Genomic DNA, 14,493 nt, shown 5'->3' with positions numbered 1-14,493 from the left:
TCAGAGGTCTTGCGATGTATGCAATCCCAAATGTAGACGCGCCGCGGCACCGAGCCAAGCCAGGGTTTGAGGTCCGACATCAATTCGCGGCGAGCAAGCTCATCGGCATCGCCAGCGTGCTGATGTGCACGACCTTGGTGGCCCCGACAACGGCCCATGCCGCGGACGGCTGCATCGTGCTGCTGTGCCTGGCCGCACCGAGCTGGCGGGCGATTCCCGAGTGCGTAACGCCGATCCGGCACCTGTTTCGGGACCTGGCGCGCGGGCGGGGCTTTCCGACCTGCGCGATGTCCGGCGCCGGCAACTCCTCTTCCCATGCCTGGGCCAGTGCACCGGCCTTTTGCCCGCCGCAGTACACGCGGACCTGGGACGGCCCCAACGGCCCGGTCCACAGCTGCGACTACGCCGGCGCCATCGCCATCACCGTCAACGGCGCGCCGTTCTCGCAGACCTGGTGGTCGATGGCGGGTGACGCGGTGACGGAGTTCAGCTCGGCCGCGAAGGCTCAGCTCGGCAGCTGGGACACGCGCTTCGAAGACGACTTTGCCGCCTGGCTGTCCACCCGCCCGCCGGTCGATCCCAGCATCGCCACCCGATGAGCACGGCCATGGACACCTCCAGCTTCCTTGCCCTCGTGCTGGCCTGCGCGCCGCAGGTGCACACCGACACGGCGACCGCACTCGTCCGCGTCGAAAGCAGCTTCAACCCCTGGGCCATCGGCGTGGTGGGCGGCATGCTTGAACGGCAACCTCGCACCCGCAGCGAGGCACTCGCCACCGCCAAGGCATTGCAGGCCGGCCGCTGGAACTTCAGCGTCGGTCTCGGCCAGATCAACGTCGGCAACTTCGACCGCCTCGGCCTGACGCTGGAGTCGGCCTTCGATGCCTGCACCAACCTCGCCGCCATGCAAAGCGTGCTGGCCGAGTGCTTCGATCGCGCCGCAAAGCCCGCACAACCCTCGCCACCCATAGGCAGCCAGGGCGCATTGCGTCACGCCTTGTCCTGCTACTACAGCGGCAACTTCACGACTGGCTTTCAGCACGGCTATGTGCAGAAGGTCGTCGCCGTGGCCTCGGCCACTCATCGCCCCGTTCCCTTCACGTCACTCAAGGAGCAGAGATGAACCGCAACGCCCTCAAAACTACGGTCGCCCTGTGGGCCGCCGCCACCTTGAGCCTGGCCGCCTCGCCCGTGCTTGCCGCTGGCTTCGACAAGGTCAACGACACCGTCGTCAATGTCAACGCCATCCTGGTGACGATCTCAATCGCCGTCGTGACCATCGCCATCATCTGGGCCGGCTTCAAGATGATCTTTCAGGGCGCCCGGCTGGCCGATGTCGCCAACGTGTTGATCGGCGGCACGCTGATCGGCGGCGCCAGCGCCATGTCGGCCTACATCGTCAGCTGACGGCCGAGGCTGCCATGTCAGGTGAAGCCATCTACAAGGGCGCCACACGCCCGGCCATGAAGCTGGGTATTCCGCTGGTGCCGCTGGTCGTGCTGTTCGGCACGGCCATGCTGCTGATCATGTGGGGCGGCTCGCTCATCAGCTGGTGGCTCGCGCTGGCCGTGGTGGTTGCCATCGTGCCCGCGCTGTTGTGGATGCGCTTCGTGACCGCCAAGGACGATCAGCGTTTCCGCCAGATGTTCGTCGCCATGAAGCTGCGCCTGCACGACCGCAACGGCCGCTTCTGGCAGGCGCGCAGCTACGCGCCTACGCTGTACCGGGGAGGCCGCGATGCTTGGCATGCCTGACCGCGCCAGCCTCGCCGGGCTCTTCACGCGAAGCGGCCCGCGCCCCCGGCACTGGGTTCGCGCCCAGGCCGAGAATCCGCTGGCCCGCTTCATCCCGTTCTCGTCGCTCGTCAGCGAGCACGACGTCATCACCCGCGGCGGCGACTACTTCCGGGTCTGGCGGCTCGACGGCGTCGCCTTCGAGTGCGCTGACCCACACCAGATCGCCGAACGCCACGAGGCCTTGTGCAGCCTGCTGCGCAACCTGGCCGGCGGGCAATGGGCCATCTGGACCCATCGCATCCACCGCGTCGTGGCCGACAGCCTTCAGCACCCCGCTGAACCCGGCTTCGCCCGCGACCTGTCCCTGGCCTACCAGGCGAGGCTGGGTCAACAACGGCTAGTGAGCAATGAGCTGTACCTCACCCTGGTCTATCGGCCTTGCGAGTCGCGCGTCAGCCGCGCCGTGCAGTCCACGCATAAGACCCGCGCGACGATCGCGAGCGCCCAGGCGGAGGCACTGCGCACGATGGAAGAACGCTCGGCGCTCGTCGGCCGCGTGCTGCGGGGCTTTGGCCCCGAACTGCTCGGCGCCCGCCAGCAAGACGGCCGCAGCTACTCGGATGTCGCGGAGTTCCTGGGCTTCCTCGTCAACGGCTGCTGGCGCCCCGTGCCGCTGACAGCCGGCCCGCTGTACCGGACGTTGCCGACAGCCCGGCTGTCCTTCGGCGCCGACAAGCTGGAGATCCGGCAAGGCGCGCAGCGCCGCTATGCCGCGCTGGTGGACATCAAGGAGTACGCCGACGCCGTCGAGCCCGGCATCCTGAACGCGCTGCTCTACGAGGCCAGCGAGTTCATCGAGACGCAGAGCTTCTCCATCCTGCCGCGCCGCGAGGCCATGCGCGCGCTGGAACTGCAGCGCGACCAGCTCATCGCCAGCGACGACGTGGTCGCCAGCCAGGTGGCCGACATGGACGTCGCGCTGAACGAGCTCGGCGACGGCCAGTTCTGCATGGGCGAGTACCACTACTCCCTGGTCGTGCTCGGTGACGACGTGGGCGACGCGGGGCGGCGTGCCGCGCAAGCCATAGGCGCCGTCGGTGAATCGTCCAGCCTGCAGATGTCGCCCGTGGACCTGGTCGCCGATGCGGCCTGGTTTGCCCAGATGCCGGGCAACTGGCAATGGCGGCCACGCGAGGCCAAGCTGTCGTCGCGTGCGTTTGCGGCGCTGGCCAGCGCCCACAACTTCCCGCAGGGCAAGCGCAACGGCAACCCCTGGGGTGAGGCCCTGGCGCTGCTGCGCACTCCGTCGGGCCAGCCCTTCTATCTGAACCTGCACAGCAGCCCGGTCGACGAAGACTCCGAGGACAAGAAGCTGCCCGGCAACACGCTGATCATCGGCTCCACGGGCGTGGGCAAGACGACGCTGGAGATGTTCCTGCTGACGCTGACGCGCAAGTGGAACCCCGCGCCGCGACTGGTGTTGTTCGACCTCGACCGCGGCTGCGAGATTGCGATGCGAGCCCTGGGTGGCCGCTACTTCACGCTGGAGGCGGGCAAGCCCACGGGATGCAACCCGCTGCAACGTGAACCGACGCCGGCACGCATGCAGTTCTGGGAGCGGCTGATCCGCACCTGCATCGCCACACCCGCCCTGCCCTTGATGCCGGCGGACGAGCGTGCCATTGCCGACGCCGTGAGGACTGTCGCCATGATGCCGCGCCATCTGCGGCGCTTCTCCACGATCCGGCAGAACCTGCCCAAGGCGGGCGAGAACAGCCTCTATGAACGCCTGGGCCGCTGGTGCGACGGCGGCGCGCTGGGCTGGGTGTTCGACCAGGCGGATGACCGACTCCAGGACCTCGACTCGGCCACCGTCATCGGCTTTGACACGACCGAGTTCCTGGACCTGCCCGAGGTGCGCACACCGGTCATGCTCTATCTGCTGCAGGTCATGGAAGAGCTGGTGGACGGCCGCCGGCTCATCTACGTGATCTCGGAGTTCTGGAAGGCGCTGGACCACGAGATCTTCAGCGACTTCGCCAAGAAGAAGCAGAAGACCATCCGCAAGCAGAACGGCCTGGGCATCTTCGACACGCAAAGCCCGTCCGACGTGCTCCGCCACCCCATTGGCCGGACCATGATCGAGCAGAGCGTGACCAAGATCTTCCTGGCCAACCCCGAGGCCGTGCGCGAGGAGTACGTGGACGGCTTCGGGCTCAGCCAGGCCGAGTACGACATCGTGCGCAACCTCAGCGCGCACGGCGGCCGGCGCTTCCTCGTCAAGCAGCCCCAAGGCAGCGCCATCTGCGAGCTGGACCTGGCCGGCCTGGACGACTTCATCAGCGTGCTGTCCGCCACCACCGACAACGTCGCCCTGCTGGACGCCGTGCGCGAACGGCATGGCAACGATCCGTTTCAGTGGCTTCCCGAGTTCCTCAGCGAGGTTCACGATCGTGGCTCCCGCAACGCAAGGAGAGCCCGATGAAGACCGCAAGCTACCTTCTCAACTCACTGGCCGCGCTGGCCGTGGCGCTCGCCGCCGCGGGTGCGCAGGCGCAGTTCGTCAAGGGCAATGAGGCGGTGACGCTGTTGGCGGATGGGAGCAGGAAGGTCGAGACGCCGCCGCTGCCCTCTGCATCGCTTGCCGCACCGTGCCGAGCCGACAACCCCGCTTGCACGCCAAGCGGCTGGCGCATGGTGGAAACCAGCCAAGGCTTGAGCGAATGCACGGAAATCTACGCACGCGCGGGCACTTGCCGAGCTTCGACCTATGGCCAGGAGAAGCGGCCCAGAGTCTGGATCGTGAAGCTGCGCGGCGCCTGGATGCAGTGCCCGCTGCCTGAAGCCGGAGCCAAGTGCGTGGGTACCAAGGCGCTGCCCACCAGCGTCATTCAATAGATGGAGTCCAGCGATGTTCACCTGGGTCGGCAATCAGTTTGACGTCGTACTGACCAGCTACGTGCTGAACGTCGTCACCGCGCTCGCGACGGCCCTGCTGCCTGTTGCGCTGTCTGTGATGACACTTTGGATTGTTCTGTACGGCTGGGCGGTCACGCGCAACGAGGTTTCCGAAACGGTGCCCTCCTTCATGTGGAAGGTCTTCAAGATCAGCCTGGTCTTGGCGCTGTCGCTGCAGGGAGGCCTGTACATCTCGAACATCGCAGACACGGCGAACGCGCTGGCTACCGGCGTGGCAACCACCTTCCTGCCTGCATCGGCCTCACCCGCAGCCTTGAGCACCCCCTACGCGGTGCTCGACATGTTCAACGACAAGGCAAGCCAGCTTGTGGTCGACCTGATGAAGGACGCCAGCATCTGGCGGCTGGACCTCTTGTTCGCAACCATCGTCACTTCGTTCGGCAACGTCATCTTTCTGTGCGTTGCCCTCTTCGTCATCACCCTTGCCAAGGTCTTGATGACCTTCGTGATCGCGATCGGTCCGCTGTTCGTCCTTTCGCTGGCGTGGAAGCCCACCGCGCGGTTCTTCGACAGCTGGCTGTCAATGCTGCTGAACACGGTCGTCGTCACCTGGTTCGCCTTCTTTGCGCTGGGCCTCAGCGCCTACATGGGCGACACGCTTGTCCAGACCATTCAGGACCAAGGGGGACTTGCCGGCCCCGCGTTCAACGCCGTCGCCGAATCCATCAAGTACTGCATCGTCATGATCCTGATGGCCATCATCTGCTTCCAAGCCCCAAGCCTTGCCTCCGCCCTCACCGGTGGCGCGGCCATGCAGCAAGGCGTGCAGATGATCCAGAACGCCATGATGGTCGCCGGCCTGCGTTCTGGGCCACGCTCTGGCCGTGCTGGCGCCGCTGACGCTGCGGGCGGCACTGTCCGTGCAGGCGCCGGCATCCCCTACGCCGCCGGGCACGCCACCGGCGCCGCTGCCGCCGCCGTCGGGCGCATGGCCCGCCAAGGCATGGGTGCTGCCGCTCGCATCCCCGCCTACAAGCGCGCCGCGATGCGCAGCCGCGACTGATTCACCGCAGCCAAGGAGATCGTCATGCGTCAACGCCTCAGCATCCTTGCCGCCACCCTGCTGCTGGCCTGTGGCAGCCCTGCCCGTGCCAGCGGCATCCCGGTCATCGATGTCGCCAACCTGCTGCAGACCGTTCAGCAGGTCATGAACGACATCACCAAGATCCGGAACCAGGTCGACCAGATCACCAAGCTGCAAGACCAGCTGCGCAGCATCAACGGTGTGCGCAACCTGGGCGAGGTCTTCAACAACCCGGCCCTGGCCAACTATGTGCCGGCCAACGCCTACACCTTGCTGAACGACATCACGGCGTCGGGCTACGCCGGGCTCAGCACGACAGGCCGCACGCTGCGCGACGCGGCCATGGTCTACAACTGCGCCGATCGCACCGGGCCAGACCGCCTGAACTGCCAGGCAGCCCTGGCCCAGCCCTACCAACAAAAGGGCATGCTGCAAGACGCGATGCGGGCTGCCTCCGGGCGCCTCACCCAGATCCGTTCCTTGATGGGCCAGATCAACGCCACCAACGATCAGAAGTCCGTGCAGGAGATCCAAGCGCGCATCGGCGCCGAGAACGCCCTGCTCAGCCACGAACTCTCGCAAGTCCAAATGCTGCAAGGCATGGCCGACAGCGAGGAACGCATCGCCCGCTCCCGTGACCGCGAGTACCAGCAACAGATGCTGATCCGCACCGGCAAGGTGTCCGACTACCTGCCCTGATGCCCTGAGTTCCCTGGGCGGGACCGCCCGCCCCCCCAAACACACGAGGTCCACCATGAGTGCCGTCCTGACACCAGGAAGAGCTGCTGCATTGCCTGAAGCCTCCCGCACCGCAGCGCGCGCAGCCGCTGACGCTGCGGCGATCGAGGCCAACGTCAGCTGGGAAATCGACCACGCCCTGATGCTGGAGCGCTCGGAGCGCCGCGCCTGGTGCGTCGCCATCGGCGGCTTTGCGCTGGGCTTCATCGGCATCGCCGCCGTGTTCGCCCAGGGGCCGCTGCGGCGCGTGGTCGAGATCCCCATCGTCGTCGACCGGGTCACCGGCGAAGCCACCGTGCAGCAGCGCCTCGCCGTCGAAACCATCCCGCCGATGGAGGCGCTGGACAAGCACAACCTCGCCGCCTTCGTGCGGGCCCGCGAGGGCTACAACTGGATGTTTCTGCAGCGCGACTTCGACCAGGTCGCCCGCATGGCCGTGCCCACGGTCTTCGCCAGCTACAACCAGCAGTTCGAAGGCGAGACGGCCCTGCACAAGAAGCTGGCCGGCAGCCAGGACTGGCGCATCAACATCATCAGCGTGCGGCTCGCGGCGTCCGGCCGCGCGGGCAACCACGGGCAGGCCACCGTCACCTACGAAAAGGTCGTCCACATCGCCGAGCGGAGCCTGCCCGACGTCACCACCCGGCACGTCGCCAGCATCGAGTTCAAGTACCAGCCCCAGGTGCTGGCCAAGGAAAGCGACCGCATGGAGAACCCCTTCGGCTTTGTCGTCACCGCCTACCGCTCAGACCCCGAGATCAACACGGCCGCGCCGGGAGGCAAGTCATGAAGCTCGTGCTGTTCCTGGTCGGCATGTCGTCGCTGGCCGCGCACGCCGCACCGCCATCGCAGGACCCACGCCTGCGTGAGATCGCCTACGACGCACAAGCCGTCGTCACGGTCCCCGTCAAGCGAGGTGTCGTCACGCTGGTCACGCTGGCCCCGGACGAACGCATCACCGATGTCGCCGCCGGCCTGGGCGGCGACTGCAGCAAGCCCGAGGCCGCCTGGTGCATCGCGGCCCAGCCGGGCAGTCGCAACCTCTTCGTCAAGCCCAAGAGCACGGCCGGCGCCGCCAACAACCTGGCCGTCGTCACCGACCAGCGAACGCACACCTTCAAGTTCGTCGTGCTCGCCGACAACGACGCCCGACCGCCGGTGTTCCGGCTTAACGTGAAGGCGCCTGCAAGGCCGGCACCGTCGCCGTCCGGGCCGGAGCCACGCCACGCGCCTCTGTTGCCGCCCCTCGTCATCCCCGAGCCGCCCCACCCGCAAGCACTGGTGGCCGAGCGGCTGCAGGCCAAACCGCAGGTGATGAACACGCAGTACAGCCTGGCCGAGGGCCGGGACTCCGACGACATCGTCCCCACGCTGGTCTTCGATGACGGCCGCTTCACCTACCTGCGCTTCCCCGGCAACCGCGAGGTGCCGGCCGTCTTCCACGTGCGCGGCGACGGCAGCGAGACCCTGGTCAACGCCCGCATGGAAGACGACCTGCTGGTCGTCGACCGGGTCAGCCGGCGGCTGATGCTGCGCGCCGGCTCATCCGTGGTGGGCCTCTGGAACGAGGCCTTCGACCTGGAGGGCCAGCCACCCGGCGAGGGCACCACCGTGCCCGGCGTGCAGCGCGTTCTCAAGGAAGCCAGCGCACCGCAGGCCGCAAGCGCCAGAGGGGCCACGCCATGACCGCCCATCAGCCTCAGCCGCCCGATGACGCCCTCGCAGTCGGCCGCGAGCCGGGCGCCAACACCATGGCCGCGCTCGTCGGTGAGCCCGGCATTCCCAACGTGGCCGCACCTCGGCAGATTGCGATCTCGCGCAAGGGCCTGGCCGCCCTGCTGCTGCTGACCGGCTTGCTGATCGGCCTGCTGGCCTTCGGCATCCACCGTTTTGCGCTGAGCGGCAAGGAAGACCCGGCCGAGGCCCATGTGCGCATCGGTGACAAGCCAACAGCCGCCTCGGCCGAGCCCCGCAAGCTGGACATGGCTGCAGCCTCCGCGCCAACGGCCAACCCGGCGCCGCGCATCCCGGCATTGCTGCCCGACGCCAACGAAAGCGCTGAGCCGATCGGCGTGATCCGAACCGGCGAAGCCGGCCCGCACAGCAGCGGCACCAAGCGTGCGGCCCCCGAAGACGCGCCTACCCTGCTGGTCTCATCGCGCCCCAACAGTCATGCGACTGGCGCCGCCCCCTCGACCGCCCACCCGCAAGGCGCACCCGAGGCCAGCCAGGCTGCCACCCCCGATGACCCACTGGCCGCCACCACCCGCAACCTGGAGGGCTACCAGCGCCAGCTGCAGGGCTTGCTCGACAACCTCACCCGACCCACCAACGCCGCCGGCGCGGAGCCCGTGGCCATGTCCCCCGCCGCCGCCCTGCTCAATGCGCCGCCAGCCGCCGGCCCGATGGCACAACCGGGCGGTTCCACGGGCGGGCTCTTCAACGGCCAACTGCAGGGCTCCACCACCGCTCGCGTCGCAGCGGCCACGCTGGGCGACCGCAGCCTCACGCTGCCCAAGGGCACGGCTTTCACCTGCGCCCTGAAGACCCGGGTCATCAGCGCCGCGTCCGGCCTCGTGGGCTGCCAGGTGCAGCGGAATGTCTTCAGCGACGACGGCCGCGTCTTGCTGATCGAGCGCGGCTCCCACCTCGACGGCGAGTACCGCATCACGTCCGTCCGGCCCGGCATGGTCCGCATCCCGGTGCTGTGGACGCGCATCCGCACACCGCTGGGCGTCACCGTGGACATCGACTCCCCCGCCACCGGGCCGCTGGGCGAGGCCGGCATCGACGGCTACGTGGACAACCGCTGGCCCGAGCGCATTGGCGCCGCCATGCTGATGTCCCTCATCGACGACTCGGTGAAGCTGGTCATCCAGAACCAGGCGAACGAGCGGCAAGGCGACACCATCGTGCTGCCGTACACCACGGCCAACACCAGCAAGCTTGCAGAGAAGGTGCTGGACAGCACCATCAACATCCCACCGCTGGTCTATCAGAACCAAGGCGGCATCGTGGGCATCTACGTGGCGCGCGACGTGGACTTCTCGTCCGTCTACGAACTGCGCCCCTCCAAGCGGTGAGCGCGATGAACACCACCGCCTGCACCTGTGACGCCCCCAGCGACGGCTGGCATGGCGATGCCACCTCGGTGGTCGAGCTCCTGCGCCCGCTGCGTCGACACCTCGACTCGGCTGATGTGCTGGAGCTCTGCATCAACCGCCCCGGCGAGCTGCTGATCGAGACGACCGCCGGCTGGCAAACGGTGCCCGCCCCGGACATGACGCTGGAACGCTGCCTGTCACTCGCCACGGCTGTCGCCACCTACTGCGATCAGCAGATCAACCAGGAGCGCCCGCTGCTGTCGGCCACGCTGCCTAGCGGCGAGCGCGTGCAGTTCGTCATCCCGCCGGCCGTGCAGCGCGGCACCGTGTCCATCACCATCCGCAAGCCCGCCACCGTCATCAAGGGACTGGCCGACTTTGAGCGCGAAGGCCTGTTCGAGCGGGCCGCCAATGTCTCGCATGAGCAGACCGGCACCATGCGCTCGCACGAGGCCGAACTCCTCGCGTTGAAGAACGCCGGGCGCTACGCCGACTTCCTGCGCCTCGCCGTGCGCAGCTGCCAGACCATCGTCGTCAGCGGCAAGACCGGGTCGGGCAAGACGACCTTTATGAAGGGCCTGGTGGAAGAAGTGCCGCAGCGCGAGCGCCTGATCACCATCCAGGACACCGCCGAGCTGACGCTGCCCCACCACCCCAACGCCGTCCACCTGTTCTACAGCAAGGATGCCCAGGGCACGGCACGGGTCACCGCCAAGTCGCTGCTCGAAGCCTGCCTGCGCATGCGGCCGGACCGCATCTTCCTGGCCGAGGTGCGCGGCGACGAGTGCTTCCACTTCGTGCGTCTCGCGGCATCCGGCCATCCCGGCAGCATCACCAGCGTTCACGCCGGCAGCTGCGCGCTGGCCTTCGAGCAGATGGCGCTGATGATCCGCGAGACCGGCGCCGGGGCCGGCCTGCGGCTGGACGAGATCAAGCGCCTGCTGAGCCTCGTCGTGGACATCGTCGTGCAGTTTGACCGCGATGAACGCGGCCGCTTCATCTCCGAGATTCTCTACGAGCCACGCGGCCAGCGGCTGGCGCGGCATGGCTCGGGCGCCGAGGTGTCGGCATGAGCACCCCAGCCGCCCTGCCCTCGACACCCTGGTCCACGGGGCGCGTGGTCGCCGCCAGCGTCTTCGGCATCGCCGCCTACGCAGCCTTGGCCGTCGCTGCGGTCTACATGGCCGGCGTGCTCTTCCTGCTGCTGAACAAGGCCAACCCGGCCCAAGCCCAGCTCACCAGCATCGTTTGCTACTGGCAGCTCTACGCCGACGATGAACGCCTGCGCAAGCGGCTGCAGCTGGCCATCGCCGTGTCGGGCCTTGGCCTGCTCGTGATCTTGCCGGGGGCACTCGTCGTTGCCGCGCGGCCGCGCCGCTCGCTGCACGGTGACGCGCGCTTCGCCACTGCCGCGGAAGTGGCTGCCGCCGGCCTCACGCGTGCCGACGAGCGGCCCGCCATCCTGGTCGGCAAATACCGGGGGCAGTTCCTCGCCCTGCCCGGCCAGCTCTCGGTCATGCTGTCCGCGCCGACCCGCAGCGGCAAAGGTGTCGGCATCGTCGTCCCCAACCTGCTGAACTGGCCCGACTCGCTGGTCGCGCTGGACATCAAGGGCGAGAACTTTGACATCACGGCCGGCTATCGCGCAGCGCGCGGCCAGGCCGTCTACGCCTTCTCGCCCTTCGACGAGTTGGCCCGCAGCCACCGCTGGAACCCGCTGTCGTCAGTGCGCACCAGCGAACTGCACCGCGTGGGCGACCTGCTGACGATAGGCCAGGTCTTCTTCCCCAACGACACCGGCGGCACCTCGTCCGAAGCCTTCTTCAACGACCAGGCCCGCAACCTCTTTCTGGGCCTGGGCCTGTTGTTGCTGGAGTCCCCGGACCTGCCCCGCACCATCGGCGAGATGCTGCGGCAGTCCTCCGGCAAGGGCCAGCCGCTCAAAGACCACCTCCACGCTGTCATCGGCGGCCGCCGCGAGCAAGGCAAGCCGCTGTCGGACGAATGCGCGGACGCCCTGCAGCGCCTGCTGTCCAACTCCGACAACACGCTGTCCAGCGTCGTGGCCACCTTCAATGCGCCGCTGGTGGTGTTTGCCGATGCCATCGTCGATGCCGCCACCAGCGCCGACGACTTCAGGCTGGAGGACCTGCGCCGCCGCCGCATGTCGGTCTATGTGCGCATCCCGCCCAACCGCCTGGCCAGTGCCCGCCCGCTGCTGAACCTGTTCTTCTCGCAACTGGTCCACCTCAACACCCGGCACCTCCCCGAGCAGGACAAGACGCTCGCGCACCAATGCCTGCTGGTGAACGACGAGTTCACGGCCATGGGCCGGGTCGGCATCATCACGTCGGCCGCTGCCTTCCTCGCCGGCTACAACCTGCGGCTGCTGACCGTCGTGCAGGCCATGTCGCAGCTCGACGCCGTCTATGGCGACAAGGAGGCCCGCACCTTCGCCACCAACCACGGCCTGCAAATCCTCTACGCGCCGCGCGAGCAGCGCGATGCCGACGAATACAGCGCCATGCTGGGCCAGTTCACCGAGCGCGCCACCTCGCACGGGCGCAGCCGCTCCTTCAGCACGCACGGCAGCAGTTCCGTCAGCCGCAATGAGAGCGAGCAACGCCGCGCGCTGCTGCTGCCGCAGGAGTTCAAGGAGCTGGGCCGCGACCGACTGGTCCTGGTGCTGGAGAACTGCAAGCCCATCCTGGGCGACAAGATCCGCTACTTCCGCGACAAGGCCTTCAGCGCCCGGCTGATGCGCCCGCCCGTCGTGCCAGCCATGAACATGGCCCTGCACCTGGCAAAGGCCCAGCAGCGCTGGCGCTATGCCGACGACGAGCTCGCGCCCGGCGAGAGCATCGACGTGGCGGCGCTGGCCCATGACCTGAGCCAGCTGCCCGAGCAACTGATCGGCACGCCGAATCACCTGGCCGGAACGCTCGTCGACTTCTTCGCGCCGGACCACGCCGATGTCGGCGGCGAGATTGAACCCGTGGCCGATGACGACGGCGTGTTGATGGAGCCGCCCACCGAGCCTCTCACCGAGCCGTTAACGCCGGAACCCCTTCCTCACTGTAGCCCCACTGAAGGGAGCAGCGCCATGCGCACGACCATCCTTCTGACGCCATTCCTGCTGCCGCTCACCCTGCTGGCGTCCTGCAGCTCGCCACCCAAGCCGCCCTCGGTCGATGAATCCAGCAAGCGGCCCGTCAACTCGGCGACGGCCGTGGAGCTGCAGGTCTGCAAGCACGAGCTGCAGAACACCCGCCTGCTGGCCACCGAGGCCACACGCCTGGCGGACTCCACAGCCACCACGCTGGCCAGCCTCTCCGCCCGACAGCAGGCGCTGCTCAGCCTGCAAGCGGCTAACGGGACAGCACCCCAAGCCAAGCCCGTGCAAGGCAACGCCGTCTACACGGTGCGTTTCGCCTACGGCAGCTCGCGCGTCGACATCCCCACGGACGCCGCGCAGCAGCTGGTGGCCGAAGCCAAGTCGGCACCGCTGGTGATGCTGCGCGGCCGCACCGATGGGCAGACCGACACCCTCGCCGAAAGCCACATCGCCCGCGACCGCGCAAACGCCGTGCGCGACTACCTGGTCGCCGCCGGCGTCGACGCCGCGCGCATCCGCTCCACCCACCAGCCCACGGGCGACCCGGTGGCCGACAACGGCAGCAGCAGCGGCCAGGCGCTGAACCGCCGCGTCGAGATCGAGATCTACCGCGCCGCGCCCGTCGCGCTCGGCGCCAACCGTTGATCACCCCAGGAGATCGCCATGGATGCAGACACCCCCAACGGCGCGCAGCCTGCCGCCCAAGCTCCACGCACCGGCGGCACCGTCGAACCCGCCAACCGCGCGGCCGTGGCCAAGGAGAAGTTCCAGACACCGCTGGACTTCAGCGGCGAACGCTTCGAGCTGCGCGACCCCTTCGCCGAGGTGACCTACCGCGCCAAGACACTGGCCGAGATCACCACCAAGGCAGACCAGCTCGGCAGCCAGCGCGTCACCGCCATCGCCGAGGACGGCCAGCGCACGCCGGTGACCAAGGTCGGCACGCAATGGCAACGCGGCGAGCCCCTGCCGGCACAGCCCGAGCGCCCGCTGGACCCTGGCCCGGCCAAGGGCGACCGGGCCGACACGCAGCCCATGCCCAAGCCCCAAGCGCAACCCGAACAGGTCGACGCCAAGGCGCTCGCCAAGATCGAATCCGACGCCGAGCGATCGGCCCTCGTGTCCCGGCTGGAAGCAGCGCTGAAAGACCGCTACATCATCAAAAACGCCCCGGTCAGCATCGGCGCCGTGAAGATCGGTCACACCGAATACCGCTTCCGGGGCGACAGCTCCCGCGTGGCGTTCACAGAGTCCACCTTCAAGCTCGCGACGGACACCAACAGCCCCTCGGTAGCCCGATCCATGGTCGATGTCGCCCAAGCGCGCAACTGGAAGGGGCTGCGCGTGTCCGGCAGCGAAGACTTCCGGCGCCTGGTCTGGCTGGAAGCCTCCGTGCGCGGCGTGAAAGCCATCGGCTACGAGCCCAACCCAGCCGACCTCGACGTGCTGCGGCGCGAGCAGCAGGCGCGGCAGACCAACCGCATCGAGCCCACGCGCCAGGCAGAGAGCCAGCCCCCGGCATCCAGCGCCGACAAACCGTCGGCTCGCGGCAGCGGTGGCCGCAAGGCCGTCGTTGCGGCGATTGAGGCCATCCTCGTCGCCAAGGGCGTGCCGGAAGCCAAGCGCGCCGCCGTGCTGGAGGCGGCCAACGAGAAGCTGGCGCAACGGCTCCGCGCCGGCATCACGCCCAAGGTCAAGATCTACGACAAGGCCGCAGAGCCGCAACGCACGCCCACCATGCCGGTGCCAGAACAGGCCCGTGCGCGCGACCGTGCCGCCCCCAGCCACGCGCGCTAA

General features: G+C 68.2%; 14 protein-coding genes. All 14 read left to right on the top strand.

The genetic code is table 11. The features are described from left to right. The first annotated feature begins 14 nt into the window (after positions 1-14). From ACG00X_RS17485 to ACG00X_RS17420, 14 genes are read left to right on the top strand one after another with little or no spacing between them, the layout of a single operon-like run. Entirely contained in the window at positions 15-599 is a 585-nt protein-coding gene (locus ACG00X_RS17485; RefSeq protein WP_394489807.1) for a hypothetical protein, read from the top strand. A gap of 8 nt (positions 600-607) precedes the next feature. After that, positions 608-1,123 (top strand): lytic transglycosylase domain-containing protein, encoded by a 516-nt coding sequence (locus tag ACG00X_RS17480; protein WP_394489805.1) that lies wholly within the window; start codon positions 608-610, stop codon positions 1,121-1,123. Further along, positions 1,120-1,407: a TrbC/VirB2 family protein gene (locus ACG00X_RS17475; RefSeq protein WP_394489803.1), complete on the top strand. Its 288-nt coding sequence runs from the start codon at positions 1,120-1,122 to the stop codon at positions 1,405-1,407. Before ACG00X_RS17480 ends, ACG00X_RS17475 begins: the two co-directional genes overlap by 4 nt. A 14-nt stretch (positions 1,408-1,421) precedes the next feature. Then, positions 1,422-1,754, top strand: a complete 333-nt coding sequence (locus tag ACG00X_RS17470; RefSeq protein ID WP_394489801.1) for a VirB3 family type IV secretion system protein — start codon at positions 1,422-1,424, stop codon at positions 1,752-1,754. Further along, positions 1,738-4,221: a VirB4 family type IV secretion/conjugal transfer ATPase gene (locus tag ACG00X_RS17465; RefSeq protein ID WP_394489799.1), complete on the top strand. Its 2,484-nt coding sequence runs from the start codon at positions 1,738-1,740 to the stop codon at positions 4,219-4,221. Before ACG00X_RS17470 ends, ACG00X_RS17465 begins: the two co-directional genes overlap by 17 nt. Continuing rightward, on the top strand, positions 4,218-4,634 hold the full coding sequence (locus ACG00X_RS17460) for a hypothetical protein (protein ID WP_394489797.1): 417 nt from the start codon (positions 4,218-4,220) through the stop codon (positions 4,632-4,634). Before ACG00X_RS17465 ends, ACG00X_RS17460 begins: the two co-directional genes overlap by 4 nt. A 13-nt stretch (positions 4,635-4,647) precedes the next feature. Next, positions 4,648-5,718, top strand: coding sequence for a TrbL/VirB6 family protein (locus ACG00X_RS17455; protein WP_394489795.1), 1,071 nt, complete (start codon positions 4,648-4,650; stop codon positions 5,716-5,718). Positions 5,719-5,742: 24 nt separating this feature from the next. Then, complete coding sequence (locus ACG00X_RS17450) at positions 5,743-6,438, top strand: TrbJ/VirB5 family protein (protein ID WP_394489793.1); 696 nt, start codon at positions 5,743-5,745, stop codon at positions 6,436-6,438. A 55-nt stretch (positions 6,439-6,493) separates the two neighbouring features. After that, positions 6,494-7,267 (top strand): VirB8 family type IV secretion system protein, encoded by a 774-nt coding sequence (locus ACG00X_RS17445; protein ID WP_394489791.1) that lies wholly within the window; start codon positions 6,494-6,496, stop codon positions 7,265-7,267. Beyond that, a complete protein-coding gene (locus ACG00X_RS17440) occupies positions 7,264-8,163 on the top strand; it encodes a TrbG/VirB9 family P-type conjugative transfer protein (RefSeq protein WP_394489789.1) in 900 nt (299 codons plus the stop codon). Before ACG00X_RS17445 ends, ACG00X_RS17440 begins: the two co-directional genes overlap by 4 nt. Further along, the gene (gene virB10 / locus ACG00X_RS17435; protein ID WP_394489787.1) at positions 8,160-9,560 is read left to right on the top strand and encodes a type IV secretion system protein VirB10; all 1,401 of its coding nucleotides are present in this window, start codon (positions 8,160-8,162) and stop codon (positions 9,558-9,560) included. Before ACG00X_RS17440 ends, virB10 begins: the two co-directional genes overlap by 4 nt. Positions 9,561-9,565: 5 nt before the next feature. Further along, complete coding sequence (gene virB11 / locus ACG00X_RS17430; protein WP_394489785.1) at positions 9,566-10,654, top strand: P-type DNA transfer ATPase VirB11; 1,089 nt, start codon at positions 9,566-9,568, stop codon at positions 10,652-10,654. Continuing rightward, positions 10,651-13,341: a type IV secretory system conjugative DNA transfer family protein gene (locus tag ACG00X_RS17425; RefSeq protein ID WP_394489782.1), complete on the top strand. Its 2,691-nt coding sequence runs from the start codon at positions 10,651-10,653 to the stop codon at positions 13,339-13,341. The genes virB11 and ACG00X_RS17425 overlap by 4 nt, the downstream gene beginning before the upstream one ends. 18 nt (positions 13,342-13,359) lie before the next feature. Then, on the top strand, positions 13,360-14,493 hold the full coding sequence (locus tag ACG00X_RS17420; protein WP_394489780.1) for an LPD7 domain-containing protein: 1,134 nt from the start codon (positions 13,360-13,362) through the stop codon (positions 14,491-14,493).

The organism is Pelomonas nitida (assembly GCF_043555975.1).
Classification (GTDB): domain Bacteria; phylum Pseudomonadota; class Gammaproteobacteria; order Burkholderiales; family Burkholderiaceae_C; genus Pelomonas; species Pelomonas nitida.
This window is presented reverse-complemented; position numbering and strand designations above follow the sequence as displayed.

Coding starts and splice junctions, on each gene's coding strand:
- ACG00X_RS17485 (WP_394489807.1), top strand. CDS start 15: ATGTATGCAATCCCAAATGTAGACGCGCCGCGGCACCGAGCCAAGCCA.
- ACG00X_RS17480 (WP_394489805.1), top strand. CDS start 608: ATGGACACCTCCAGCTTCCTTGCCCTCGTGCTGGCCTGCGCGCCGCAG.
- ACG00X_RS17475 (WP_394489803.1), top strand. CDS start 1,120: ATGAACCGCAACGCCCTCAAAACTACGGTCGCCCTGTGGGCCGCCGCC.
- ACG00X_RS17470 (WP_394489801.1), top strand. CDS start 1,422: ATGTCAGGTGAAGCCATCTACAAGGGCGCCACACGCCCGGCCATGAAG.
- ACG00X_RS17465 (WP_394489799.1), top strand. CDS start 1,738: ATGCTTGGCATGCCTGACCGCGCCAGCCTCGCCGGGCTCTTCACGCGA.
- ACG00X_RS17460 (WP_394489797.1), top strand. CDS start 4,218: ATGAAGACCGCAAGCTACCTTCTCAACTCACTGGCCGCGCTGGCCGTG.
- ACG00X_RS17455 (WP_394489795.1), top strand. CDS start 4,648: ATGTTCACCTGGGTCGGCAATCAGTTTGACGTCGTACTGACCAGCTAC.
- ACG00X_RS17450 (WP_394489793.1), top strand. CDS start 5,743: ATGCGTCAACGCCTCAGCATCCTTGCCGCCACCCTGCTGCTGGCCTGT.
- ACG00X_RS17445 (WP_394489791.1), top strand. CDS start 6,494: ATGAGTGCCGTCCTGACACCAGGAAGAGCTGCTGCATTGCCTGAAGCC.
- ACG00X_RS17440 (WP_394489789.1), top strand. CDS start 7,264: ATGAAGCTCGTGCTGTTCCTGGTCGGCATGTCGTCGCTGGCCGCGCAC.
- virB10 (WP_394489787.1), top strand. CDS start 8,160: ATGACCGCCCATCAGCCTCAGCCGCCCGATGACGCCCTCGCAGTCGGC.
- virB11 (WP_394489785.1), top strand. CDS start 9,566: ATGAACACCACCGCCTGCACCTGTGACGCCCCCAGCGACGGCTGGCAT.
- ACG00X_RS17425 (WP_394489782.1), top strand. CDS start 10,651: ATGAGCACCCCAGCCGCCCTGCCCTCGACACCCTGGTCCACGGGGCGC.
- ACG00X_RS17420 (WP_394489780.1), top strand. CDS start 13,360: ATGGATGCAGACACCCCCAACGGCGCGCAGCCTGCCGCCCAAGCTCCA.